We start from the raw sequence: 21,188 nt of genomic DNA, 5'->3' as shown, positions 1-21,188 counted from the left end.
CCGGAACGGCCCTGACACCGGCCGCCCGTCACAGACCGGAGCCCGCATGGAGACACCGCGGCCCTTCGTCCCCCGCCGGGAGCCGCTCCCGGGCGACGACCACGACATCGAGTCGGAGGCGGTCGGGCAGACCGTCGCCGACTCTGGGGGGAGACACCGCTTGAAGGTGCCCGAACCGACTCCGCTCACCCAGCACGGCCCGGCCCGGATCATCGCCGTCGCCAACCAGAAGGGCGGCGTCGGCAAGACGACGTCCACGATCAACCTGGGCGCTGCGCTCGCCGAGTACGGCCGCAGGGTGCTGCTCGTCGACTTCGACCCGCAGGGCGCGCTGTCGATCGGGCTGGGCGTGCAGGCCCACGAGCTCGACACCACGATCTACAACCTGCTGATGGAACGCGGGGTCGAGGTCGACGACGTGATCCGGCCCACGGGCGTCGAGAACCTGGAGCTGTTGCCCAGCAACATCGACCTGTCCGCGGCCGAGGTGCAGCTGGTCACCGAGGTCGGCCGCGAGCAGGCGCTCGGGCGGGCCATCAAGCCGGCGCTCGACCGCTACGACGTGATCCTCATCGACTGCCAGCCCTCGCTCGGCCTGCTCACGATCAACGCACTGGCCTGCGCGGACTCCATCCTCATCCCGCTGGCGTGCGAGTTCTTCTCGCTGCGCGGGGTGGCGCTGCTGATGGACACCATCGAGAAGGTGCAGGACCGGCTCAACCCCGACCTGACCATCCTCGGGATACTGGCCACGATGTTCGACCCGCGCACCCTGCACACGCGCGAGGTCCGTCAGCGGGTGATCGAGGCCTTCGGCGACCTGGTGTTCGAGGCCGTCATCAACCGCACGGTGCGGTTCCCGGAGACCACGGTGGCCGGCGAGCCGATCACCACGTGGGCGCCGCAGTCGAACGGGGCCGAGGCCTACCGCCTGCTGGCCCGCGAGGTCATCAACCGGTGACGCTGCTCGACGACTCACCCGCGGCCGACTCCGCGGGCCCGCCGCGCTTCACCGTGCGGCTGCACAACTTCGAGGGCCCCTTCGACCTGCTGCTGCAGCTGATCGGCCGCCACGAGCTCGACATCACCGAGATGGCCCTGCACACCGTCACCGACGACTTCATCGCCCACCTCAAGCTGCTCGGCGACGACGCCGATCTCGACGAGACCACCGAGTTCCTGGTCATCGCGGCCACCCTGCTCGACCTGAAGGCGGCGCGGCTGCTGCCCGACGCGGAGGTGGAGGACGCCGACGATCTGGCGCTGCTGGAGGCCCGCGACCTGCTGTTCGCGCGGCTGCTGCAGTACCGCGCCTACAAGCAGGTGGCGTCGCTGTTCGTCGAGCTGGAGGCGGGGGCGGCCCGGCGCTTCCCGCGCTCGGTCGCGCTGGAGGAGCGGTTCGCGGCCCTGCTGCCCGAGGTGCTGCTCGGCGTCGACGCGGCCGCGTTCGCCGACCTCGCCGCGAGCGTGTTCCGGCCCAAACCGCCGCCGGAGGGCCCGGGACTCGGACACCTTCATCAGCACGAGGTGTCGGTGGCCGAGCACGTCGAGCTGCTGCGCGGCCGGCTGACCGAGCTGGGCGTCGCCACGTTCGCCACGCTCACCGCCGACTGCATGGCCCCGATCGAGGTCGTCGCCCGCTTCCTCGCGGTGCTCGACCTGTTCCGCGGCGGCGCGGTGGAGCTGGACCAGCCGGAGCCGTTCGGGGAGCTGACGGTGCGATGGACGCCCTAGAGGAGCAGCTCGCGCTGTTCGCCGACGCCGAGCTGGACGGGGCGCTGGAGGCCCTGTTGCTCGTCGTCGACGCCCCGACCGAGGCCGACGCGCTGGCGCAGGCGCTGGACCAACCGGTCGCCCGGGTGCGGTCGGCGCTGGTGCGCCTGTCCCGGGAGTACACCGAGGCGGGGCGGGGCATCGACCTGCGCCACGTCGGCGGCGGATGGCGTTTCTACACCCGTGAGACCTACGCCCCCCACGTCGAGCGCCTGCTGCTCGACGGGCAACGCGCCCGCCTCACCCGCGCCGCGCTGGAGACCCTCGCGGTGATCGCCTACCGCCAGCCGGTGACGCGGGCGCGGGTCTCGGCGGTGCGGGGCGTCAACTGCGACGGGGTGCTGCGTACGCTGGTGTCCCGCGGGCTCGTGCAGGAGGCCGGGATCGACGGCGCCAGCCACGGCACCCTGTTCGTCACCACCGAGATGTTCCTCGAACGGCTGGGGCTCTCGTCGGTGGAGGAGCTGCCGCCGCTGGCCCCCCTGCTGCCCGACGTGGACTCGATCGACGACGTGTAGAGAAGAAGGTTCGTGAACACAGGCCAGGACCACCGCCCCGACGGCGTCCGACTGCAGAAGGTGCTCGCCCAGGCCGGCGTGGCGTCGCGGCGGGCGGCCGAGGAGCTGATCGCCGCCGGGCGGGTCACCGTCGACGGGAAGGTCGTGCGGGAGATGGGCCGTCGCGTCGACCCGGAGACGGCGGTGGTGCACGTCGACGGGGCGCGGATCGTGCTCAGCGACGACGTCGTGCACCTGGCCCTGAACAAGCCGCGCGGGATCCTCTCCACGATGTCCGACGATCGCGGCCGCGAGTGCGTCGGTGACCTGATCGTCGAGCGCGGGATCATGGACGAGCACTTCGACGGGGCGCCGCGCAGCCGGCTGTTCCACGTCGGGCGCCTCGACGCCGACACCGAGGGCCTGCTGCTGCTCACCAACGACGGCGAGCTCGGCCACCGGCTGATGCACCCGTCGTTCGAGGTCGAGAAGACCTACGTGGCCGAGGTCATGGGCCAGCTGCCGCGGGATCTGGGCAAGCGGTTGCGGTCGGGCGTCGAGCTGGAGGACGGGCCGGTCGCGGTCGACTCCTTCCGGCTCGTCGATTCGACCCCGGGCCGTTCGATGGTGGAGCTGAAGCTGCACGAGGGCCGCAAGCACGTCGTGCGCAGGCTCCTGGAGGAGGTCGGGTTCCCGGTGCAGCGCCTCGTGCGCACCGCGTTCGGCGAGGTGTCGCTCGGCGACCAGCGGCCGGGAAAGTTCCGCCCGCTGAACCAGGCCGAGGTCGGTGCGCTCTACCGCTCGGTGGGGATGTAGCTCTCCTCGGCCGAGGCCCGCAGCAGCCACCGCGTCACCGCGACCACGAAGCTCCGCAGGTCGTCGAGATGGGCGAGGTGCCCCAGCACGCGTTCGTCGTCCACGTCGGCGTACTGGTGCACCAACAGGTTCCGGAAGCCGACGGCATCGGCGACGGCGGAGGCGAGGTCCGGGGTGAGCACGTCTCGCCTGCCCAGTTCCCGTACGGCGTCGCCATTGGTCTCCGCAGCGGCCCAACCCTGCGCCGAGCCGATGTGGTGTGCGACCTTGGCGCAGCCCTCGATGGCGGTGACGAACAGGTACTTGATGCCCGCAACCGTGATCTCGTCGTCCAGCGCCGGTGGCTCGTGCGCGTAGCGGGCCAGGCGCTCGACGTCGCCACGGATCCGGTCGAGCAGACGCAGTACCCGGTCCTCGTCAACCATGACGCCCCTTGGCGTAGCCGAGAAGTCCCCGCGTGCGCCGCTCCCGTAGCGCGGGCAGGTCGTCGAGGTATCGCAGCCGGGTGTCGGCCTGCCAGCGCACGCGGGTGGGAGGGTCGTCGTCGAACAGCAGCCGGCCGTGCTGCGCGATCCGCCCGGCCAGCCACAGCGGGGCCTGGTCGAGCACGACCAGGTCGACGCGGTCCGGAACCTCGACGGTCCAGCTCGCGGGCGGGTCGGCACCCCACCACGCGCCGACGTCGAGGTCGCTGTCGGGGCGGGCCCCCCGACCGGTGGCCCGGCTGCCGTGTACGAACGCGAACCGGGCGCCGGCCGCCCGGAGCGCGGCCGCCACGGCGGACTCGTCGGGTGCGGTCGTCACCGCGCCATTCTGGACCATCCGCCCGGCCCATGCCGCTGTGCCGGCCGCGTGTCCGACACGGCATGATGGTCCCGGCCCGAGGACACGGGTGCGGTGAGCAGGGGCGGCACGGTCCCGGAGAGGGGTCGGGCGGTGGCGGGCAGGCTGCGCGGGGTCGTGGCGATGGACGGTCCGTCGGGCACCGGGAAGTCGACCGTGTCGCGACGGCTGGCCCGGGAGTGCGCCGTGCCCTACCTCGACACCGGCGCCATGTACCGGGCGGCCACCCTCGCCGTGCTGCGTGCCGGGCTCGGCCCGGACTCCGCGGCCACCGACGTCGTCGCCGTCGCCCGCGACGCCGAGATCGAGTCGGTCATCGACCCGGCCGCGCCCCGGATCCTGCTCGCGGGCGAGGACGTCGAGGCCGAGATCCGCGGGCCCGCCGTGACCGGCTTCGTCAGCGCGGTCTCCGCGCACCCGCAGCTGCGGGAGCTGCTGGTCGGTCGGCAGCGCGCGTACATCGCCGCGGCGGTCGCCCGCGACGAGGGCGTGGTGGTGGAGGGCCGCGACATCGGGACCGTGGTCGCCCCGGACGCCGCGCTGAAGGTGTACCTCACCGCGTCCGACGAGATCCGGGCCGTCCGGCGCGGAGCGCAGGACCGCAAGGCCGGTCGCGGGGCGGACGCGGCCACCGTGCTCGCGGCCGTCCGGCGTCGCGACCACCTCGACACCACCCGCACCGTGTCCCCACTCGCCGCGGCGCCCGACGCGGTGGTGCTCGACACCGACGACCTGAGCGTCGACGCGGTGCTCGACGAGCTGCGCAGGCTGGTGGCGGAGCGCGGCCTCGTGCGATGAAGCGGGCTCCGGACCTCCCGCCCGGTTCGTGGCCGCGCTCCCACGACGTCGCGCGGTGGGTCGGCTCCTGGCTGTTCACGCCGGTCTACCGGGTGCGGGTGCACCACCGGGAGCGGATCCCGGCCACCGGTCCGGTGGTGCTCGTCGCGAACCACAGCGCGTTCGTCGACGGGCCGCTGCTGTTCGGACTGATCGGGCGCCGCGCGGTGTTCCTGGTGAAGCAGGAGATGTTCGACGGCCCGCTCGGCTGGGCGCTGCCGCGGATCGGCCAGCTCGCGGTGCGCCGCGGGAAGCCCGACCGGCGGCCGCTGACGGCCGCGGTGGGCGTGCTGCGGGCCGGGGGACTGGTCGCGGTGTTCCCGGAGGGCACGCGCGGCGAGGGGGACGTGGCCGCGGCACAGCACGGAGCGGCATGGCTCGCCCGCGCGTCCGGGGCGATGGTGCTGCCGGTGGTCGTGCGCGGCACCCGCCGCGCCGGCAGGCGGCGCTTCCGCCCGCGGGTGGACGTGCTGGTGGGCGAGCCCCTGGGCATCGCCGCAGGTGGGGGCCGGGCCGGGCTGGCCACCGCCACCGAGACCGTCCGGGCCGCACTGGCCGGGATGGTCCGAGAACTCGACACCGTTCGGAGCAGGACATGAGTGAGTACGACGAGACGACCACCGCCGAGATGACGAGGCTGGGCCTCGATCCGGCCGAGTTCGTCGACGCCGACCCGGAGCCGGGCACCGACGGCGCGGACGCGGACGGCGGCGGGCTCGTCCCGGCGCCGGTGCTGGCCGTCGTCGGGCGCCCCAACGTCGGCAAGTCGACGCTGGTCAACCGCCTCCTGGGGCGCCGCGAGGCCGTCGTCCAGGACATCCCGGGGGTCACCCGCGACCGGGTGGCCTACGACGCGCTGTGGAACGGGCGCCGGTTCACCCTCGTCGACACCGGCGGCTGGGAACCCGACGCCAGGGGGCTGCAGGCCTCGGTCGCCGCGCAGGCGGAGCTGGCGATGCAGACCGCGGACGCCGTGCTGCTCGTCGTCGACGCCTCGGTGGGGGCCACCACGACCGACGAGGCGGTGGCCCGGGTGCTGCGCCGCGGCGGACCGCCGGTGCTGCTGTGCGCCACGAAGGTCGACGACGACCGGCTCACCTCCGACACCGCCGCGCTGTGGCGGCTCGGGCTCGGCGAGCCGCACGCCGTGAGCGGCCTGCACGGCCGCGGCTCGGGCGACCTGCTCGACGCGATACTCGAGGTGCTCCCGGAGAGCCCGCGTGACCTGGGCTTCGCCACCCCGGGTGGCCCGCGGCGGGTGGCGCTGGTGGGCAAGCCGAACGTCGGCAAGTCGAGCCTGCTCAACCGGGTGTCCGGGGAGGTGCGGTCGGTCGTGCACGACGTCGCCGGCACCACGGTCGACCCCGTCGACTCGCTGGTCGAGCTCGACGACGAGGTGTGGCGGTTCGTCGACACCGCGGGCCTGCGCAAGCGCGTCAACACCGCCAGCGGCATGGAGTACTACGCGAGCCTGCGCACGAAGGCGGCCATCGAGGCCGCGGAGGTGGCCGTCGTGCTCATCGACGCGAGCGAGCCGATCGCCGAGCAGGACCAGCGCGTCATCACGATGGTCGAGGAGGCCGGGCGCGCGCTCGTGCTCGTGTTCAACAAGTGGGACCTCGTCGACGAGGACCGGCGGCTGGCGATGAAGCGCGAGCTGGAACGCGACCTGGTCCGGGTCCGCTGGGCCGAGCGCGTCAACATCTCGGCGCTGACCGGCCGGTCGGTGGCCAAGGTGGCGCCGGCCCTGCGCACCGCGCTCGCCTCCTGGGACCGGCGGGTGCCGACCGGCCGGCTCAACGGCTGGCTCACCGAGGTCGTCAGCGCCACCCCGCCGCCGGTGCGCAGCGGCAAGCAGCCCAAGATCCTCTTCGCCACGCAGGCCGCCACCCGGCCGCCGACCTTCGTGCTGTTCACCAGCGGTTTTCTGGAGGCGGGCTACCGCCGGTTCCTCGAGCGGCGCCTGCGCGAGGAGTTCGAGTTCACCGGGTCGCCGATCCGGCTCGCGATCCGCGTGCGCGAGAAGCGGGCCCGCAAGGGCTGAGCTGCGCCTCGATCGGCTCGGCCCACTACGCTCGGCCGGGTGAACCGGGGGGAACACGGGGGACGCGCCGCCGCGGCGGCGCGCGTCGTGCTCGCCGACGACGAGCCGCTGATGCGGGCCGGTCTGCGCACCGTCCTGGAGAGCGACGGCACGGTGCGGGTCGTCGGCGAGGCGGGCGACGGCGAGGCCATGCTCGCGGCCGTGGAGCGGCTCCGGCCCGACGTCGTGCTCGTCGACGTGCAGATGCCCGGTCCCGGCGGGCTCGCCGCGCTGCGCGTGCTCTGCGCCCGCCCGGACGCGCCGCCCGCGGCCGTGCTCACGACCTTCGACCTCGACGACTACGTCAGCGAGGCGCTGCGCATCGGGGTCCAGGGCTTCCTGCTCAAGGACGCCGAGCCCACCGCGCTGGTTCGGGCGGTGCTCGACCTCGCCGCCGGGGGAGCGGTCCTCGACCCGCGCATCGTCGCCCGGCTGCTGCCGCGGCTGGCCGAGCCGGCGCCGGCCACCCCGCGGCCGCTGGATCTCACCCTGCGCGAGGGCCAGGTGCTGCGCGGCCTGGCCGAGGGCGAGTCCAACGCCGCCATCGCGCTGCGCCTGGGGCTGGCCGAGGCCACGGTGAAGAAGTACGTCTCCGCGCTGCTGGTCAAGCTCGGCGCCGACAACCGGGTGCAGGCCGCACTGCTGGCCCGCGGATGGGAGCTGTGATGGGCGAGCCGAGGGACGGCCGGTGGACGCCACGCCGGGTCGGGCTCGAGCTGCTGGCCGTGGGGGTGCCGGCGATCGTCGCGGTGCTGGGCGTGCCGGCGTTCGAATGGTCGGTGCCGGCGGCCCTGATCGCCTGCGCGGCGCTGCCGCTGCGGCACGTGTGGCCGCCTCTGGCGCTGATCGGGGTGCTGGCCGGGCTCGCGGGCGGGCTCGGCTGGCCGCCCGCACTGGTGGCGCTCTACGCGCTGGGCCGGCGCGCCGACTCGTTCCCCGAGATCGCGCCCTGGCTGGTGCTGCCCGTGGTGGCGGCCGTGGCGCCGGTGTTCGCCACGCAGGACCTGCCCTGGCCGCAGGGCGTCCTCACCGTCGGGTTCGTCATGGTGAACACCGGTGCGGCCGCCGTGCTCGGCCTGCTCGTCGGCACCCGCTCCCGCCTGGTGGACAGCCTCGCCGCGCTCGACGCCGCCCGCGAGGTCGCCCTCGCCGCGCGCGCGGACGCCGCCCGTGCCGAGGAGCGGGCCCGCATCGGCCGCGAGATCCACGACGCGGTCGGCCACCACATCACGCTGATCGCCGTCGGCGCGGCCGCGATCGCCGCCTCGACCCGCGACGACGACACCCGCCGTTCCGCCGAGCAGCTGCGCGCGCTGGCCAAGCGCTCCCTGGGGGAGGTGCGTTCCGCGCTGGGCCTGGACGGCGGCTCGCTCCCGGCCGCGCCCGCGGGGAACGAGGGCGTCGTCGCCGACGTCGGCAGCCTCGTCGCCCAGTGGCGGGGTGCCGGGCTGGAGATCGAGCTCGCCGACGACCGGCGGGCGGCCGACCTGTGCCCGGTGGTCGGCCGCGCGGCGTACCGCGTCGTGCAGGAGTCGCTGACCAACGCCGCACGGCACGCCCCCGGCGCGGCCGTGCGGGTCGAGGTGGACCGCGGCCCCCGGGCACTGACCGTCCGCGTCGCCAACACCGCCGCGAACCGGCCGCAGGACACCGTCGCCGGCGGCGGGACCGGGCTCGTCGGCCTTTCCGAGCGGGTCGGTTCCCTCGGCGGCCGGCTCACCGCAGGCCCGCGACCCGACGGTGGGTTCGCGGTCGAAGCGGTGTTGCCGGTCGAGGCCACGGCCGCGGTCTGACGATGCGCTCCTACCGACGGGTACCTACGAAAGTCGCCTACGCGGGGCGACCGATGGCGGTAGCCCGTTGCGCCCGTTGCCCGCAGGATGAGAGCAGCCGCAAGCACCGAGCGATCGGTGCTCAGCGGCCGGAAGGTGCGCCGACCGACAGTTGGGGGGAGCCACGACCGGTCGATCGGGGGTCGCGATCAGCAGTACGGTAGGCTGATCGAGCCCCTTCGGGGGCAGGCCGGGACGTGGCGCAGCTTGGTAGCGCACTTGACTGGGGGTCAAGGGGTCGCAGGTTCAAATCCTGTCGTCCCGACGGTCGAAACGGGCGGTTCCTCTCGACGGGGGAGCCGCCCGCTTCGCGTTCTGACCAGGGCGGACGTTCCCGATGTCGATCTAGCCGCTTGGATTCGGAGCGGTCGGGACGATCATCTCGAACCGGGTCGTGGGGACCGCTTGGGACCCATTTGGGACCAGAGACCTCTACACGGCTCGGAGCCGTGCAGAACCGGGCGTGGCGTTCAGGTGGGCCGAGAGCAGTAGCCCGGCGTCCGTCATGGCCTGCCGGTCGGGGTGCAGGTAGCGCTGGGTAGTGGTCAGCGAGCCGTGCCCGGCGATCTTGCGCAGGTGGTGGATGGGTACGCCGGCGTCGGCCATCCACGTCAGGCCGGTGTGTCGCAGGTCGTGGCGACGGAGCCGCTCGAAGCCGAGAGCGGCGACCACCTCGTCCCAGTGGGTCGCGTCGCGGAGGACCGCGGTACTCACGCGCCCGCCCCGGGGCCCGACGAAGATCCGGCCGCTCGGTCGCTCGGCGGCTTCCGCGAGCCGGACCTCGAGCATCGGCCGCACCTCGGCGATGATCGGCACGATGCGGGCGCGCTTGCCCTTGGTCCCCTTGTCGGCCAAACCTCCCGGCGACGTCGTCGTCTGCCGGCGAACGGTCCACAGCCACCGGCTGCTGTCGATGTCGCCGACGCGACACCCGGAGACTTCCCCGATCCGCGCAGCCGTGGCTGCTGCGAAGACGACGATGTCGCCCCAACCGGCGAATCCGTCCGCGGATCGTTCGACGAGAGCAGCGGCGAGGTTCTGGAGCGCGCCCCAGTCGGGAAGCGCGAGGCTGCGGGGGTCGTCGAGCTCGTCCTCGATGCGTCTGTAGTCGCGCTGCCAGCCGCTGATCCGGGCCGGGTTGCGATCGACGATGCCGTCACGCAGCGCCTGCTCCATGATTCGGACGAGCATGGCGAGAGTGTTCTTCACGGTCGAACGGCTCGCTCCGTCCGCGATCCAGCTCTTGACCGCCCTGTCGACGGTGCCGGTGCTGACCATCCGTGTCGAGATGTGGCCGAGGGAAGGCACGACCCGCAGTCGCCAGCCGGAGAGGTACGGCACCGTGGTCTTCGGCTCCAGCCCCCGCAGAGCGAGTTCGAGGACCGATGCGCCGTACTCGGCGAGTGGCTGGGCGAACCGTTCCGGGTCGAGCCCCGTCGCGGCAGCGGCGGTGAGTTCCTGGATCCAGTCCTGGGCATCCTGTTCGGCGGGGAAGGTCTCGGAGAGCGACCGCCGTGTGCCGGTCGTGTCGTACCAGCGGACGCGAGCTCGGAAGCCTCGAGTACGGGCACCGCGTCGGACCTCGATGTCCGAGTGGAGCGTGACGGCTGCCGGTGGCGTGATTGGCGGCATGTCATGCCACCGCCGAAGGATCGATCCTGCGGCGGTCGAGCCATGCCTTGACATCCGATGCCTTGTACAAGGTTCGGCGTGCGGAAACGGGGATGAATGGCGGGCCTTGCAACGGCTTGGTGGTGCGCCAGCGACGCACAGATGAGGCATCGACCTTCAACATCTCGGCAAGCTCCTCCGTCGTGTACCAAGATTCGCTGTCGTCGTCAGTCATCGGCGGGCTCCTGCGGGTGAACGTGGTTGAGCTGGGTGATCACTGCTGCTGCGCTGTTCACGATCCATTGACCTCGCGGCGCTGGCCGTTCACTACCGTTCCCTCACCCTTGACACCCAGTTCTGGCGTCAGGGCGTCGCACGAGCGCATTGCCCGAATTACTGGTGTGCCGCGTCGGCGCAGGTGTTCGCCGCACTTGACCCTTGCTGTCGGACCTCATCCGTGCAAGGAGCTGTGGCAGTTGCAGGCCCTTGTGGATGTAGTTCAGCTCGTTGCTGACATCATCGCGCTTCGACATCCGATCAACGAGAGGCGGAACGTTTCGCCCGTTCCCCTTTTTGGCCTCCCGCGGAGCAAGATATGCGCTAAGTAGACCTTCGGTCTACTCATGCGCTGTGTGGCGCCCGGAACCGGGGGGTTCCGGACGTTCCTGTCCATCCACAGCGAACACGACAGCCCGGATCTGTCCACAGATCCCTCGGTTCTGACCGCACGAAGGCTGCCTCTTGTTGCAATCGAGGCTTCGAGGCGCATCGGAAAGGAGGAGGGTTTGTGGCAGAAGTGGGGGAGCGGACCGTGTCGACGCGGCACGCGTCGCAAGGACGGGTGTCGTTCGATGCCCACGGGAGACGACATCGATCCGCTCTCGATCACCTGGCTGCGTGATGCGCGGGACCGGCTCTTCCATGCGGTACCGGCGGATCAGCTCCCGCCGCGGCAGGATCCACCCGGGCCTGTCGCGGTGTGCGGACGGTTGGTGCTGTTGACGTCGCTGCTCGACGATCCGGCCGGCACGACGTGCGGGCCGTGCCGGCAGAGGCTGTCGCTGCAGTGAGGTAGCACGTCGGTGCTGTGGGCGACGCCGGGGAACCGCGGGGCATGGCCGCGGCCGTCTCGGCGAGCAGCCTCGGCCCGGTGAGCAGCGGCGATCATTCTCGGCCAGGGCGACATCGACGTCGCCCGCCGGCCGACGCTCCCCGGCGGCACGAGGTCCGGGTGCGGCTCAGCCCTGCAGAAGCCGATGCGGTTGGCGCGGCCGCGCAGCGTGAGGGCTTGTCGGTCGGGGCCTGGGTCGGGCAGCTCGCGGTGGGGCGCGCGCAGGGCCAGGCGGACGCGGCGCCGGTGACGTGGCAGGAGCTCGTTGCTGAGCTGGTCCGGTTCCGCGCCGATGTCCGCCGGGCCGTGGACGTGATCGAGCAGGTCACGTCAAGCGCACAAAGGGCAAGTGCCGCCGACCTGGCTGGTGAGCTTCTGGGTCGGGTCGACGCTGCGACGGCAGCGGCCCTCGCAGCCGGCACGGGGGGCCGGCGAGCGGGAGCCCGCGGCGGGCGCCAGGGCCGGTGATCACGAAGGTCGTTCACGGCTGGCGGCCGGCCGGTTTGCTGGCCTACCTGCTGGGCCCGGGCACGTCCGAAGTGCATCGTTCACCTCGGGTCATCGCGAGCTGGGACGGCCTCGACGCGGGCTGGCAGCCGGAACGGACGGGACCCTCCGAGTACGACCTGCAGCTCGGCCCGCTGGTGGACGCGCTGCACGCGCCGGCGATCGCGGCGGGCCTACCGACTCGCGCGCCGCAGGACGGGTCGAAGCGCGGGTACGTGTGGCATTGCTCGGCCCGGGTCGCCGCGTCCGACCGCACCCTGGATGACGGGCAGTGGGCGGACATCGCCAGGGAACTGCTCGATGGTGCGGGCATCGCCGAGCGCGGCGATCCGGGTGGGCCGCGGTGGGTGGCGATCCGGCACGCGGACGATCACATCCACATCGCGGCCGTCCTCGTGCGCCAGGACACCGGCCGTCGGTTCTGGCCGCATCACGACTACCCGAAGCTGCGTGCGACCGCGCGGGCGATCGAGCAGCGCCTCGGCCTCATCCTCACCGCCGTGGCCGACGACACGGCGGCCCGGCGGCCGGGTCGGGGCGAGACGGAGAAGGCGGCACGGCAGGGGCGCGGTCCGGCGAGACCGGAGCTGCGCCGCGCCGCGCACGAGGCGGCGATCCGGGCGGTCGGGCCGGAGGAGTTCGTCGCGGAGCTGCGGGCGATGGGCTATCGGGCGGAGCTGCGGCGAGGTCCGTCGGGTGACGCGCTGGGCTACCGGATCGGGAGGGCGGGTGACGTCACGGCGGCGGGCCAGCAGGTCTTCTACAGCGGCAGCAAGCTCGCCCCAGACTTGTCGTTGCCGCAGCTGCGCCGCCGCTGGGCCCATAACGCGGACCGGCCCGGTCCGGCTGAACGGCCGTCGTCCGCGGAAGCCGAGGACGTCGTCGTCCGCGCCCGTGTGGCCGTCGGCATGCCGGACCCGCAAGAAGGTGTCGACGGCATCGTCCATGCCACCGGCGACGTGCTGACCGCGCTTGCCGCGAACGACCGAGGTCACAAGCAGGGCTGGTCGGATGCCGCAGAACGGTACGAGCGAGCCTCGCGGGCGCCGGGAGGGCGGGTTCCCGACGTCGGCCCCGTGGGGGCGGAACTGAGGTCGCTCGCACGGCGACTGCTCGCCGCCCGCGGCTTCCGCGGGAAGGACGCGGCAGGCTCGGTGGCCCTGGCGATCGCCGTGGCCGGGCTCCTGCACGAGATCGCGGCCTGGCAACGCGAACGGGACCGCGCGCATCAGGCCGCCGCGGCCGACGCCGCGGGCGCCCGCCTGCAGGCCCGCCACCTGGCGCGGCGCGATCCCCACCCCAGCTCGAGAGCGGCGCAGGGGAGCGGGAGGGAACGCGCCGGATTCCCCCGGGAGCCAGGCTCGGCCACACAGGTGGTGCCGGAGAGCGAGGCGAGGATGACGCGACGATCAACAGGCCCGCGGCTGTGACGCGCGGCAGTGACCAGGCCGTACTGGCGATCGTGCGGCTGGTCGGAGCCCAGGACACGGCCGTCACCGTGCAGCATCCGGGCACGGACGAGGCGGCCGTGGCGGTGCGGATCGGCCGGACCCTGCTGTATCTGCATCAGGAGACGACGGCGGAGCACTTCCTCAACGTCTGGCTGGAGAGCCACGAGGCGGCCAAGGCGCTGCCGGTCAATGCCGATCGCAGGAGCATCCGGGGCTTGCGGGGGATGCCCGAGCCGGGTGTGGTCGTCAACGCGATCGGCCGTCCGGCGTCCAGCGTGACGATCGTCGGGGAGGGGGAGCAGGTTCATCGCTCGTACCTGCGGGTGCAGCTCGGTCGTGTCGCGTTCGAGGTACGGGACCATGGCGCCTTCCACAGCTGTACCAACGCGTTCCGCGATGCCTACAACCTCGCTCGGCACGTCTTCGTGCCGCCGGGCTCCGAGCGGGTACTGCGCGGTGCCGTCGACATCGCGTCGGACGCCTTCTTCCCAGCGCTGGTCAAGCGGGATCTGCGGGCGACGCCGTCGCGGCTGCGGCCCAAGGCATCCGGTGCGGCGGCTCAGCCGCCGGCTCCGGCGTCGGTGTCGCGTCTCCGGCCGCCGACGTCGGGGATGGCGCCATGACCACCGACTACCCGCTGCTTGCGGTTCCCGGTTACGAGCTGTACCAGCTCGCGCACGTCGCCACGTTCATCGCTGACGGGCTGGTCCGGCACCGGCGTGCTGCCGTGGCGCGGGACCGCCCGGGTCGGCGACGGGCGTCGCGCGACGTGCACGCAGGACGGGCGGCCCTCGCCAACGCCACCGGCGATCCATCCGCAGCGGCCGGACCGTTACCGCGTCCGCTCGACAACGACACCTACCGCGCTGCGCGTGGATTGCTGGCCGGGCAGATGGAGCGTGAGGCGATGGTCGTGTCGCTGTCCAGCCTCGGCCGCGACAGCTGGGCGGTCGTCGGGTTCGTTCCCGGGCTCGGTCCCGTCGGCGCCGAGCTGGCGAACCACGACCTGGCCGGAGCGTTGCGGGAGCACATCCTCACTCGGCCTGCCCATGAGCTCGTCGGGTGGAGCGTGACCGATCGGTCGCTTCGACTGGGCCAGGACCGGTGGGGCACCGCAGATGAGGCCGCTGCCGTAGCCGACCTCGATCCACGACGTGCGCAGCACCAGGCGGTCGCGCGGAATCTGCGGGGTGTGTCGAGCGTGGTCGACGGGGCGATCGCCGAGAGGTTCGCCGGCGTCGATCTCGATGCAGCTTACGCGTCCCCGGCGCCAACGCCTCAGCGGGCCGCGTCCTCGCCGACCCCCAGCGAGGAGACGGCGCGGCAGCCGTTCCGGGCCGCATCCCGTGCACTGGCAGTCGAAGCCGACGACGACGCCCTCGAACTCCTCAACCAGCAGAACGAAGCATCCGGCGCCCGCGCAGCACTCGGCGACGTACCCGGCCGGTCCCCGCGGCCCGCCCAGCCATCGAGCCACCGACCTGCGCCCGGTCGCGGTGCGATCAGGCCGTGACCAGCACCGCCATCAGAGTTCCGGTGACCATCGCGGGGCCGTACGGCACGATCACGGCCCGACCTGAACGGACCGCAAGCAGGCCCGCGGTCGCCAGGATGAGCAATGCCCAGGCGAGCAGGCCGAGGTACACGGTGAACCAGCCGCTCCAGGCCAGGCACGCGGTCAGGCTCGGCGCGAGCTTGACGTCGCCCCAGCCCACCGCCTGGTCGCTCAGCCACTTCCCGATGATCGCGAGGAGCAGACCGGCGAGAAAGCCGTACATCGCGCGTGTGCCGTCGGCGTGCCCGCCGACGACAGCCAGTGTGATCGCCACCGCGACGACGGCCGCAACGCAGCCGGTGAGAACGTCAGGGAGCCTGCGCTCACGGGCGTCGACGAGCGCCGCAGCACCGGCCAGGATCAATAGGGGGAGCAGCCCGACCGCGTGGGCGGTGTCGAGCCGTGCGCCCGCTGCGGCACCTACTGCTCCGAGCGCCGCGGTAAGCGCAAGGCGAACCGGGGTCGTGGTCACGGCTTTGCGATGCGCGGTCGCCTCGGCGAGGCGCACCAGCAGGGGTGTGAGCGCGGCCGCGCCGACGGCGCAGCTTGCCGTCACGAGGATCGCCGCCACCGGGTCCTCAGCTGGTCGGGACGCGGAGGCCGTGCGGGAACAACGCGTCGAACACGGCGAAGCTCTCGGGTGGAAGGTCCTCGCCGACCTCGAACCCTCGCTCGGCGAGGAGCAGCTCGGCGTGTTCGCGCATCTCGGCCAGGTCGCCCGCTGCGTGGGCGATGCGCATCAGGTCGGTGAACGGGCGGTCGAAGGTGCGGTCCGGGTCGACCCGTTGGGCCGTCTCGGCCGCGAACCGGGCGCGCTCGAGGTCGCCGTCGTCGAGTGCGAGGTCGACCAGCTCGTGGGCGGTGTCGATGATGAAGCCGGGGATGAGGTGCTCGTGGCGCTGGTCAGGGTTGTGCAGCCATCCGTATCCCCGCTGCCGCAACGGGTGGAGGACCGGGCCGCGGACGAGTCGCAGGGCGTTCTCGTAGTCGTGTGTCGCGTCGGCTCGTCGACCGGCGGCGGCGCGGGCCTGCGCGCGTTTGCGCAGGCGCCGGAACAGGTCCCAGTCCATGAGGTGCCCCGTGATCCGGTACCGGTCACCACCGGCCGGGGAGATGCTCGGGATGTGGTCGACGGGCGGATCGACGGTGTGGTCCTTGCCGGCCCACTGCCGCGCCTCCGCGACGGCGCGACGGATGGTCGGGGGCCGCACGGTGCTGCCTTCCGGCCACAGATCCGTTGTGATCTTGTCCCGGTCGACCCCCGTCCGGTGCAGCGCCAGGTAGACCACGACCTCGACATACCAGCTGTGCCGCTTCTCGGGCAGGGGACCGGCAGCGGCGAAGGCCGGTTCGCCGAGGATCGAGACGAGCGGGCGCGCTGACGGTCCCTGGGCGTGCCACAGCGCGGCGTCGTCGTCCAGCTCCGGGTCCTGCTTCTCCACCAAAAGCAGTCGCCGGTGGGCAGCTGGGTCAGGCTGTTGATCAGGAACCTCCGCGAGGAGCGGCTGGCGATCCGGAGATTCGTCCGAATCATCGATCTCGATCACGAGCGGACCGGCCTCTGGGGAATCCGCGTCAGGCTGCAGGGACCCGTCGCTGCGCATGTCGTCCGCCCAGGGCTGAGGTTCGGGCGCGGACGGTACCGGCACGTCGTGCTCAAGCGCGGTGCCGATGACCGAGAGCAGTCCGAGGGCGATGTCGGCGGACATCTGCTCGGCGCGCAACGTTCCGGTGTCCAGCCGCGGCATCTGCATCGTGCCGTCGGAGTCGATGTGCACCTGTTCCCCGGGCAGCGTTGTCGATGCTCCGGCGGTGATGACGGCGGCCGAGGTTCGTTCACCGGTTGCGAGCTCCCGGCACAGCTCGCTGAGCATCTGCAGTTGCGTCTCGTCGGGCTCGGCCACAACCAGGACGCTGACGACCCAGGAGTCGCTGAGCTGGTCCTGGACCCGCATGCCCACCACGGAGCCGCCGTCAACCCTCGCCAGGTGCTCCTGCGTCGCTGATATCGCCGCTCGCAGACGACCGGCCGCGGTCCGGACGTCCTTTACCTGCTCGACCCGGTTCGGGGGGAGGTCTGTCAGGCCGGCCTCCAGTCCGACGATCATGACCGAGGTGTCATCGGCCCAACGGCACGTGCCGAGCTCGACCGCCATGTTCCTGACCAGGTCGATCGTCTTGGTCCGATCGCCGACGAGGTGGAGCGCACCTGCTCGCTCGGCGTCGACCAGCAGGGTCGCGCCGTCCTCACCGGTGCCGAGGGAGACGAGAGCGGGGAACGGGTTCGCGACACCGACGGCCTCCTGCTCCGTGATCGGCAAGGCCGCCTCCGCGTCGACGTGCCACACCGATCCGTCGTCCTCGGCGACGAACGGCGGGACCGCGTCCCGTGGCTCGGTGAGCACGAGATCGATACCCGCCGGTGCGAGCCAGAGAGCCTCCAACGACGGCAACCCGTGCACGCCGGGCGTGACGGTGAGGGATCTCAGCACGGTGTCCAGGAACCGCGTCCCGGCGGTCTGCGCGGCGGTGACGGTGGCGGACTCGAGCCGGGAGTGGTCCAGATCCGGCAGGGCGATCTGGCGGCCGGCGCGGCGCCAGCGCGTCTGACGGCGCCGGTAGGCGACGATTCCGGTGACGATCCCGCTGGCCGCCAGCCCGGAGACGACGACCGCTGCTGGAACTGCGAACGACGTTTGTGCGGTGTCGGTGCCGCCAGTCGGGTTACTCGGCGGTGTCGGTGCCGATGTCTCGGGCAGCGGGATCGACGTCAGCGGATCCCCGGTCGGGACCTGGAGCTCGGGTGTCGGTGTCGAGGTGGTGAGGGGTGGCGGATCGGGACCGGTGCCGTCGACAGGCGGCGGGATGTCGTCCATCGGTTGATCGACGGGTCCGTCGATGGTGGGGACGGAGAGGAGCCAGCCGGGTCGGATCACGTCGGGGTCGTTCAGATAGCCGCCGTCCGGTTGCCGGACACCGGCGTTGACCTCGTAGAGGTCCGGGTACCGGGCCGGGTCGCCGAGGTGCTGGTCCGCGAGACCGGTGAGGCTGTCCCCGACCTCGACGCGCACCCGTATGTCGGAAGGGTCCGGCTCGGCTGGCAGCCGCAGCTCCCACCCGACATGCAGAACCGATCCGTCGCTCAGCCGGCCGCCGTCAGCCTGGAGACGTCCGTCGTTGAGATCGAAGATCTCGCGCCACCGCAGCGGATCGCCCAGAACGCGGGCTGCGATGTCCCACAACGTGTCACGAGGCTGCACGACGTGAACGGGTCCCGCCGGTGACTCCGCTGACGCAGCGGCAGCGGGAAGGAAGGATGTGCTCACCGTGACGGGAGGCGTGGTGGATGCGGTCGCCGGCGTGGCGGCCATGGTGAGGACCCAGCCGATGAGCAGGGCGGCGAGCGTGCGGGTCGTCCGGAACCCGAACCGACCGGGACGCTGCATCGGCAGCGAGCGAACCTGCGCCGCGGTCTCGACCAGTATCGAGTAGGCGAGCTGTAGCCAGACGATCCAGCCGACGAGCACGAGCAGCCCGAGCAGCAGGCTGCCGTCATCGGGTCGGGTGAGTGCCACGACGACGTCGTCCACGGTCGGCAGTTGGTCGGGGAGGAACGGCGACCCGAGCGACCACAGAGCGGCCGGGACTCCCGCGACCAGCCCGGCCAGGGTGACGAGCGCGATCAGCCCGCGCACCAGCCGCAACACGATCATCACCCACCAGCCGACCCGGGCTGCGACGGCACGACATCGGCCTCGGCCGAGCCCGTCGCCGAGATCTCGTCCACACCCACCAGCCCGAGAAGCACAGTGGGTTGCCGGAGGACGACCTCCACCCGGATCCGGTCCGGAGCCACAAGGAACACCTCGCCGGTCACGCCAGCGGCCTCCAGGTACTCCTGGGCCGCTGCGCGTGCGTTGTTCGGGTCCAGCGCCGCCTCGCCACGCTGGACCGCGGCCAGGTCGACGACCTGACCGCCCGCGCGTGCGGCTTCCTCGGCCGTGGCGTCGGCCGTGGCGATCTGCTGGGCCTTGCGGGCTCCGTCGATCGCCAGTCCGCTGACCGCGATCAGCGCCAGCATCGCGATGGCCATCGGTGCGCTGACCGATCCGCCGCCGCGGTCCCGTTCGTCCTCGGTTCGGGTCATCGCTGTCGTTCCCGGAATTGATCTATCGGGCTGGTGAACGATGCTTCAAGATCGTGAAATCCAGGCGCGCCCGGCACTGCGAGGTCTGACCACCGCACCTGGCACGCGACGTCGGCTCGTACGACGCCCGGCTCGCCGAGTGGTCGGCCGAACTGGGTGGTGTCGATCGTGACGGCGAGCTGCGCCAACGTCAGGCCCTGGGATGCCACAGCGGATTCGGCCGCCATCTGGCCCTGCACCTGCGCCTGGGCCGCGTCGCGCTCGATGGAGGCGATCCGCGCGGCCGCGCGGGCAGCCTGGTCACAGGCCGACTCGGCAGCCACCAGACGTCCGACGGCGATGACGAAACCGATGAGCAGACCCATCAACGTGGCCAGCAACGCGGCCTCGACCGATGGCCCGCCTCCCCGTTCCCCTCGCGCGTCAACGGGCGCGATCATGGCGTGACCTGCTCGATCGCGCCGCTCGCCTGCTTGGCGACGTGCAGCTCCAGGCCGGGAACGACCGCGAGCACGGTCCCGCTGACGGTCACCTGCAGCGTTGCGCCGTCGTCGCTGAGCACGGCCTCCACCGTCGGTGCGCCGAGGGTGGAGCCCGCGGTGCGGGCGATGAAGTCCTGGGCGCTGCGGCGGGCCTGCTCCGCGGATCCGACGCCGTAGTAGCGGCCCGACCGCAGCCCGTCCTCGGCCGCGGTGAGTGCAAGCTGGCCGGCGAGGTACAACAGCGCGGTCTGGACGACGGCCAGGATGAACGTGATCATGGCGATCCACAGGAGCGCCATCTGCACGCTGGTCGCTCCGCCCCGTTCTCCGGTGTCTGTCGGCGTCGTCATGGCGACTCCGCATCATTCGCCGAGGGCGCCGACCTTCTGAGCGATGAACGCCCCGACGCCGGCGGCGATCACGCCCGCCACGATGGCGCCGCCGGAGATGTGGAAGCCCTCGTCGGTATTGCGTCCTCCGCCGCGCTCGTCGACCGGGCCCAGTCGGGCGCCCAGGCGTCCGATCAGATCCATCACCAGCAGGGTCAGGGTCATACGGATCTTCTCCATCGGTTCCTCCTCTGATTCGATGTCGTCACGAGCTCAGCAGCGTGGCCGCAGCCGGGAACAGCACCCACGCCGCGATCAGGAAGACCTGGATCACGCCGGGTGTGCTCATCTGGCCGGTTGCCCGGTTCGCGGCCGTGTGGGCGTCGGCGATGAGCTCGTCGTTGAGGCTCTCGGCCCGGGCGAGCAAGGTGTCGATCACGGCGCCGCCGTCATGTCCCGCCGTCTCGGCGATCGTGGAAAGGTCTTCGAGCTCGCTGACGTCGATCTGGGTACCGAATCGACGCAGGCCCTCCCACGGCATCAGGCCGGCGCGTTCGGCCAGCTCGAGTTCGCGACCGATCCGACGCATCGGCTCGCTGTCGTCGAGCAGTTGGGGCGGGAGGCCGAGCGCGGTGGCGATGCCCGCCCCGCCGCGCCGAAGCAGGCTCACCTGCTGGAGGTAGGCGACGAGGACGTAGCGCAGCTCTTCCCGGACGTCGTCGGCCCGATCTCGGGTGCGGCGCCCGTAGCTCGTCCAGCCGACGACGCCGCCGACCACGCAGAACCCGGTCGGCACGACGACGGGAAGGCTCGCATCCAGCACCAGCAGAACAACGGCGAGCGCCGGTCCGATCGCTGCGTACGTCAGCGCGGTCCCGAGCCGTCCGATCAGGTGGCGGTCCCGGTCGAGCTGGAGGACCTCCAGATCACGTTCGCCGACCGACCCGGGCAGGCGCCGTGCAACGTCGACGAGAACGCGGAACACCGCCGCGCGCGTCCCGGGTGCTCCGCTTGCTTCGGTGGCCTGCCCGGGATGGCGTTCATCGAGCATCGCCAACGCGTCCGAGAGGACCGGATGCCATCTCGTCAGCCCGGCCAGGATGACCGCCAAACCTGCGCCGACGAGGGCGCCGGCACCGATAGTGGCCAGGAGCAGCGCGTTCATCGGCTCGCAGTTCCTACTCCACCGGGTTCGCCACTCAGCAAGATCGCCTGGTCGCGAGGTTGTGCTGGTGGTGCCAGGTTCACACGACGGTGTGCATTCTTCGACGATCGGTCGAGATTCCCGACAGGTTGCCGATGTTCGGGGTGTCC

23 protein-coding genes and 1 tRNA gene are annotated in these 21,188 nt (G+C 72.2%); 13 read left to right on the top strand and 11 right to left on the bottom strand.

Annotated features, from left to right (window positions below; genetic code table 11):
- Positions 1 to 46: 46 nt before the first annotated feature.
- The 4 genes from Q1K26_RS26985 to Q1K26_RS26970 are packed head-to-tail and all read left to right on the top strand — an operon-like array spanning position 47 to position 3,086.
- Positions 47 to 961, top strand: coding sequence for a ParA family protein (locus tag Q1K26_RS26985; protein WP_300019093.1), 915 nt, complete (start codon positions 47 to 49; stop codon positions 959 to 961).
- Positions 958 to 1,734 (top strand): segregation/condensation protein A, encoded by a 777-nt coding sequence (locus Q1K26_RS26980; RefSeq protein ID WP_300019091.1) that lies wholly within the window; start codon positions 958 to 960, stop codon positions 1,732 to 1,734. The genes Q1K26_RS26985 and Q1K26_RS26980 overlap by 4 nt, the downstream gene beginning before the upstream one ends.
- Positions 1,722 to 2,291, top strand: a complete 570-nt coding sequence (scpB, locus tag Q1K26_RS26975; RefSeq protein WP_363320552.1) for an SMC-Scp complex subunit ScpB — start codon at positions 1,722 to 1,724, stop codon at positions 2,289 to 2,291. The genes Q1K26_RS26980 and scpB overlap by 13 nt, the downstream gene beginning before the upstream one ends.
- A gap of 12 nt (positions 2,292 to 2,303) precedes the next feature.
- The gene (locus tag Q1K26_RS26970; protein ID WP_300019089.1) at positions 2,304 to 3,086 is read left to right on the top strand and encodes a pseudouridine synthase; all 783 of its coding nucleotides are present in this window, start codon (positions 2,304 to 2,306) and stop codon (positions 3,084 to 3,086) included.
- Here Q1K26_RS26970 and Q1K26_RS26965 read toward each other — a convergent pair.
- Both Q1K26_RS26965 and Q1K26_RS26960 read right to left on the bottom strand, forming a co-directional pair.
- A complete protein-coding gene (locus tag Q1K26_RS26965; protein WP_300019088.1) occupies positions 3,065 to 3,511 on the bottom strand; it encodes a DUF86 domain-containing protein in 447 nt (148 codons plus the stop codon). The two genes, Q1K26_RS26970 and Q1K26_RS26965, sit on opposite strands and share 22 nt — an antisense overlap.
- A complete protein-coding gene (locus Q1K26_RS26960) occupies positions 3,504 to 3,890 on the bottom strand; it encodes a nucleotidyltransferase domain-containing protein (protein WP_300019086.1) in 387 nt (128 codons plus the stop codon). Before Q1K26_RS26960 ends, Q1K26_RS26965 begins: the two co-directional genes overlap by 8 nt.
- A gap of 132 nt (positions 3,891 to 4,022) precedes the next feature.
- Here Q1K26_RS26960 and cmk point away from each other — a divergent pair, with 132 nt between their 5' ends.
- From cmk to Q1K26_RS26930, 6 genes are all read left to right on the top strand, one after another.
- Positions 4,023 to 4,727 (top strand): (d)CMP kinase, encoded by a 705-nt coding sequence (cmk, locus tag Q1K26_RS26955; RefSeq protein ID WP_300019084.1) that lies wholly within the window; start codon positions 4,023 to 4,025, stop codon positions 4,725 to 4,727.
- A complete protein-coding gene (locus Q1K26_RS26950; protein ID WP_300019082.1) occupies positions 4,724 to 5,365 on the top strand; it encodes a lysophospholipid acyltransferase family protein in 642 nt (213 codons plus the stop codon). Before cmk ends, Q1K26_RS26950 begins: the two co-directional genes overlap by 4 nt.
- The gene (gene der, locus Q1K26_RS26945) at positions 5,362 to 6,810 is read left to right on the top strand and encodes a ribosome biogenesis GTPase Der (RefSeq protein ID WP_300019080.1); all 1,449 of its coding nucleotides are present in this window, start codon (positions 5,362 to 5,364) and stop codon (positions 6,808 to 6,810) included. The genes Q1K26_RS26950 and der overlap by 4 nt, the downstream gene beginning before the upstream one ends.
- Positions 6,811 to 6,849: 39 nt before the next feature.
- Positions 6,850 to 7,515: a response regulator transcription factor gene (locus Q1K26_RS26940; RefSeq protein WP_300019078.1), complete on the top strand. Its 666-nt coding sequence runs from the start codon at positions 6,850 to 6,852 to the stop codon at positions 7,513 to 7,515.
- The gene (locus Q1K26_RS26935) at positions 7,515 to 8,642 is read left to right on the top strand and encodes a histidine kinase (protein WP_300019076.1); all 1,128 of its coding nucleotides are present in this window, start codon (positions 7,515 to 7,517) and stop codon (positions 8,640 to 8,642) included. The genes Q1K26_RS26940 and Q1K26_RS26935 overlap by 1 nt, the downstream gene beginning before the upstream one ends.
- Before the next feature lie 230 nt (positions 8,643 to 8,872).
- A tRNA-Pro gene (locus Q1K26_RS26930) sits at positions 8,873 to 8,946 on the top strand.
- Positions 8,947 to 9,113: 167 nt separating this feature from the next.
- Here Q1K26_RS26930 and Q1K26_RS26925 read toward each other — a convergent pair.
- Positions 9,114 to 10,313, bottom strand: coding sequence for a site-specific integrase (locus Q1K26_RS26925; protein ID WP_300019074.1), 1,200 nt, complete (start codon positions 10,311 to 10,313; stop codon positions 9,114 to 9,116).
- A gap of 1 nt (position 10,314) precedes the next feature.
- The gene (locus tag Q1K26_RS26920) at positions 10,315 to 10,476 is read right to left on the bottom strand and encodes a DNA-binding protein (RefSeq protein ID WP_300019117.1); all 162 of its coding nucleotides are present in this window, start codon (positions 10,474 to 10,476) and stop codon (positions 10,315 to 10,317) included.
- Between the two features lie 1,391 nt (positions 10,477 to 11,867).
- Here Q1K26_RS26920 and Q1K26_RS26915 point away from each other — a divergent pair.
- The 3 genes from Q1K26_RS26915 to Q1K26_RS26905 are packed head-to-tail and all read left to right on the top strand — an operon-like array spanning position 11,868 to position 14,874.
- Positions 11,868 to 13,340 carry a hypothetical protein gene (locus Q1K26_RS26915; RefSeq protein ID WP_300019072.1) on the top strand — a complete coding sequence of 491 codons (1,473 nt, stop codon included), beginning with the start codon at positions 11,868 to 11,870 and terminating at the stop codon, positions 13,338 to 13,340.
- A gap of 32 nt (positions 13,341 to 13,372) precedes the next feature.
- Positions 13,373 to 13,984, top strand: coding sequence for a hypothetical protein (locus Q1K26_RS26910; RefSeq protein ID WP_300019070.1), 612 nt, complete (start codon positions 13,373 to 13,375; stop codon positions 13,982 to 13,984).
- Positions 13,981 to 14,874 (top strand): hypothetical protein, encoded by an 894-nt coding sequence (locus Q1K26_RS26905; RefSeq protein WP_300019068.1) that lies wholly within the window; start codon positions 13,981 to 13,983, stop codon positions 14,872 to 14,874. Before Q1K26_RS26910 ends, Q1K26_RS26905 begins: the two co-directional genes overlap by 4 nt.
- On the opposite strand, the gene Q1K26_RS26900 is transcribed toward Q1K26_RS26905, so the two are convergent.
- The 7 genes from Q1K26_RS26900 to Q1K26_RS26870 all read right to left on the bottom strand — a co-directional run bounded on the left by Q1K26_RS26900 (position 14,864) and on the right by Q1K26_RS26870 (position 21,039).
- Complete coding sequence (locus Q1K26_RS26900) at positions 14,864 to 15,487, bottom strand: prepilin peptidase (RefSeq protein WP_300019066.1); 624 nt, start codon at positions 15,485 to 15,487, stop codon at positions 14,864 to 14,866. The genes Q1K26_RS26905 and Q1K26_RS26900 overlap by 11 nt on opposite strands.
- 7 nt (positions 15,488 to 15,494) lie before the next feature.
- Complete coding sequence (locus Q1K26_RS26895; RefSeq protein WP_300019064.1) at positions 15,495 to 18,629, bottom strand: LysM peptidoglycan-binding domain-containing protein; 3,135 nt, start codon at positions 18,627 to 18,629, stop codon at positions 15,495 to 15,497.
- Positions 18,629 to 18,997 (bottom strand): TadG family pilus assembly protein, encoded by a 369-nt coding sequence (locus Q1K26_RS26890; protein ID WP_300019062.1) that lies wholly within the window; start codon positions 18,995 to 18,997, stop codon positions 18,629 to 18,631. Before Q1K26_RS26890 ends, Q1K26_RS26895 begins: the two co-directional genes overlap by 1 nt.
- A gap of 62 nt (positions 18,998 to 19,059) precedes the next feature.
- On the bottom strand, positions 19,060 to 19,503 hold the full coding sequence (locus Q1K26_RS26885; protein WP_218588789.1) for a TadE/TadG family type IV pilus assembly protein: 444 nt from the start codon (positions 19,501 to 19,503) through the stop codon (positions 19,060 to 19,062).
- Complete coding sequence (locus Q1K26_RS26880) at positions 19,500 to 19,895, bottom strand: TadE family protein (RefSeq protein ID WP_300019060.1); 396 nt, start codon at positions 19,893 to 19,895, stop codon at positions 19,500 to 19,502. The genes Q1K26_RS26885 and Q1K26_RS26880 overlap by 4 nt, the downstream gene beginning before the upstream one ends.
- Positions 19,896 to 19,907: 12 nt before the next feature.
- The gene (locus Q1K26_RS26875; protein ID WP_300019058.1) at positions 19,908 to 20,114 is read right to left on the bottom strand and encodes a hypothetical protein; all 207 of its coding nucleotides are present in this window, start codon (positions 20,112 to 20,114) and stop codon (positions 19,908 to 19,910) included.
- Between the two features lie 25 nt (positions 20,115 to 20,139).
- The gene (locus Q1K26_RS26870; RefSeq protein ID WP_300019056.1) at positions 20,140 to 21,039 is read right to left on the bottom strand and encodes a hypothetical protein; all 900 of its coding nucleotides are present in this window, start codon (positions 21,037 to 21,039) and stop codon (positions 20,140 to 20,142) included.
- Between the last annotated feature and the right edge of the window lie 149 nt (positions 21,040 to 21,188).

It is taken from the genome of Pseudonocardia sp. (genome assembly GCF_029263155.1).
Taxonomy (GTDB): domain Bacteria; phylum Actinomycetota; class Actinomycetes; order Mycobacteriales; family Pseudonocardiaceae; genus Pseudonocardia.
The sequence above is the reverse complement of the archived record's forward strand: the minus strand, read 5'-3'. Positions and strand labels throughout refer to the sequence as shown.

What these genes read in the sequence shown, in the direction of transcription:
- Q1K26_RS26895 (WP_300019064.1), bottom strand. Translation starts at nt 18,629, where the DNA reads ATGATCGTGTTGCGGCTGGTGCGCGGGCTGATCGCGCTCGTCACCCTG.
- Q1K26_RS26925 (WP_300019074.1), bottom strand. Translation starts at nt 10,313, where the DNA reads ATGCCGCCAATCACGCCACCGGCAGCCGTCACGCTCCACTCGGACATC.
- scpB (WP_363320552.1), top strand. Translation starts at nt 1,722, where the DNA reads ATGGACGCCCTAGAGGAGCAGCTCGCGCTGTTCGCCGACGCCGAGCTG.
- Q1K26_RS26935 (WP_300019076.1), top strand. Translation starts at nt 7,515, where the DNA reads ATGGGCGAGCCGAGGGACGGCCGGTGGACGCCACGCCGGGTCGGGCTC.
- Q1K26_RS26880 (WP_300019060.1), bottom strand. Translation starts at nt 19,895, where the DNA reads ATGACGACGCCGACAGACACCGGAGAACGGGGCGGAGCGACCAGCGTG.
- Q1K26_RS26905 (WP_300019068.1), top strand. Translation starts at nt 13,981, where the DNA reads ATGACCACCGACTACCCGCTGCTTGCGGTTCCCGGTTACGAGCTGTAC.
- der (WP_300019080.1), top strand. Translation starts at nt 5,362, where the DNA reads ATGAGTGAGTACGACGAGACGACCACCGCCGAGATGACGAGGCTGGGC.
- Q1K26_RS26885 (WP_218588789.1), bottom strand. Translation starts at nt 19,503, where the DNA reads ATGATCGCGCCCGTTGACGCGCGAGGGGAACGGGGAGGCGGGCCATCG.
- Q1K26_RS26920 (WP_300019117.1), bottom strand. Translation starts at nt 10,476, where the DNA reads ATGTTGAAGGTCGATGCCTCATCTGTGCGTCGCTGGCGCACCACCAAG.
- Q1K26_RS26870 (WP_300019056.1), bottom strand. Translation starts at nt 21,039, where the DNA reads ATGAACGCGCTGCTCCTGGCCACTATCGGTGCCGGCGCCCTCGTCGGC.
- Q1K26_RS26950 (WP_300019082.1), top strand. Translation starts at nt 4,724, where the DNA reads ATGAAGCGGGCTCCGGACCTCCCGCCCGGTTCGTGGCCGCGCTCCCAC.
- Q1K26_RS26985 (WP_300019093.1), top strand. Translation starts at nt 47, where the DNA reads ATGGAGACACCGCGGCCCTTCGTCCCCCGCCGGGAGCCGCTCCCGGGC.
- Q1K26_RS26965 (WP_300019088.1), bottom strand. Translation starts at nt 3,511, where the DNA reads ATGGTTGACGAGGACCGGGTACTGCGTCTGCTCGACCGGATCCGTGGC.
- Q1K26_RS26890 (WP_300019062.1), bottom strand. Translation starts at nt 18,997, where the DNA reads ATGCTGGCGCTGATCGCGGTCAGCGGACTGGCGATCGACGGAGCCCGC.
- Q1K26_RS26875 (WP_300019058.1), bottom strand. Translation starts at nt 20,114, where the DNA reads ATGGAGAAGATCCGTATGACCCTGACCCTGCTGGTGATGGATCTGATC.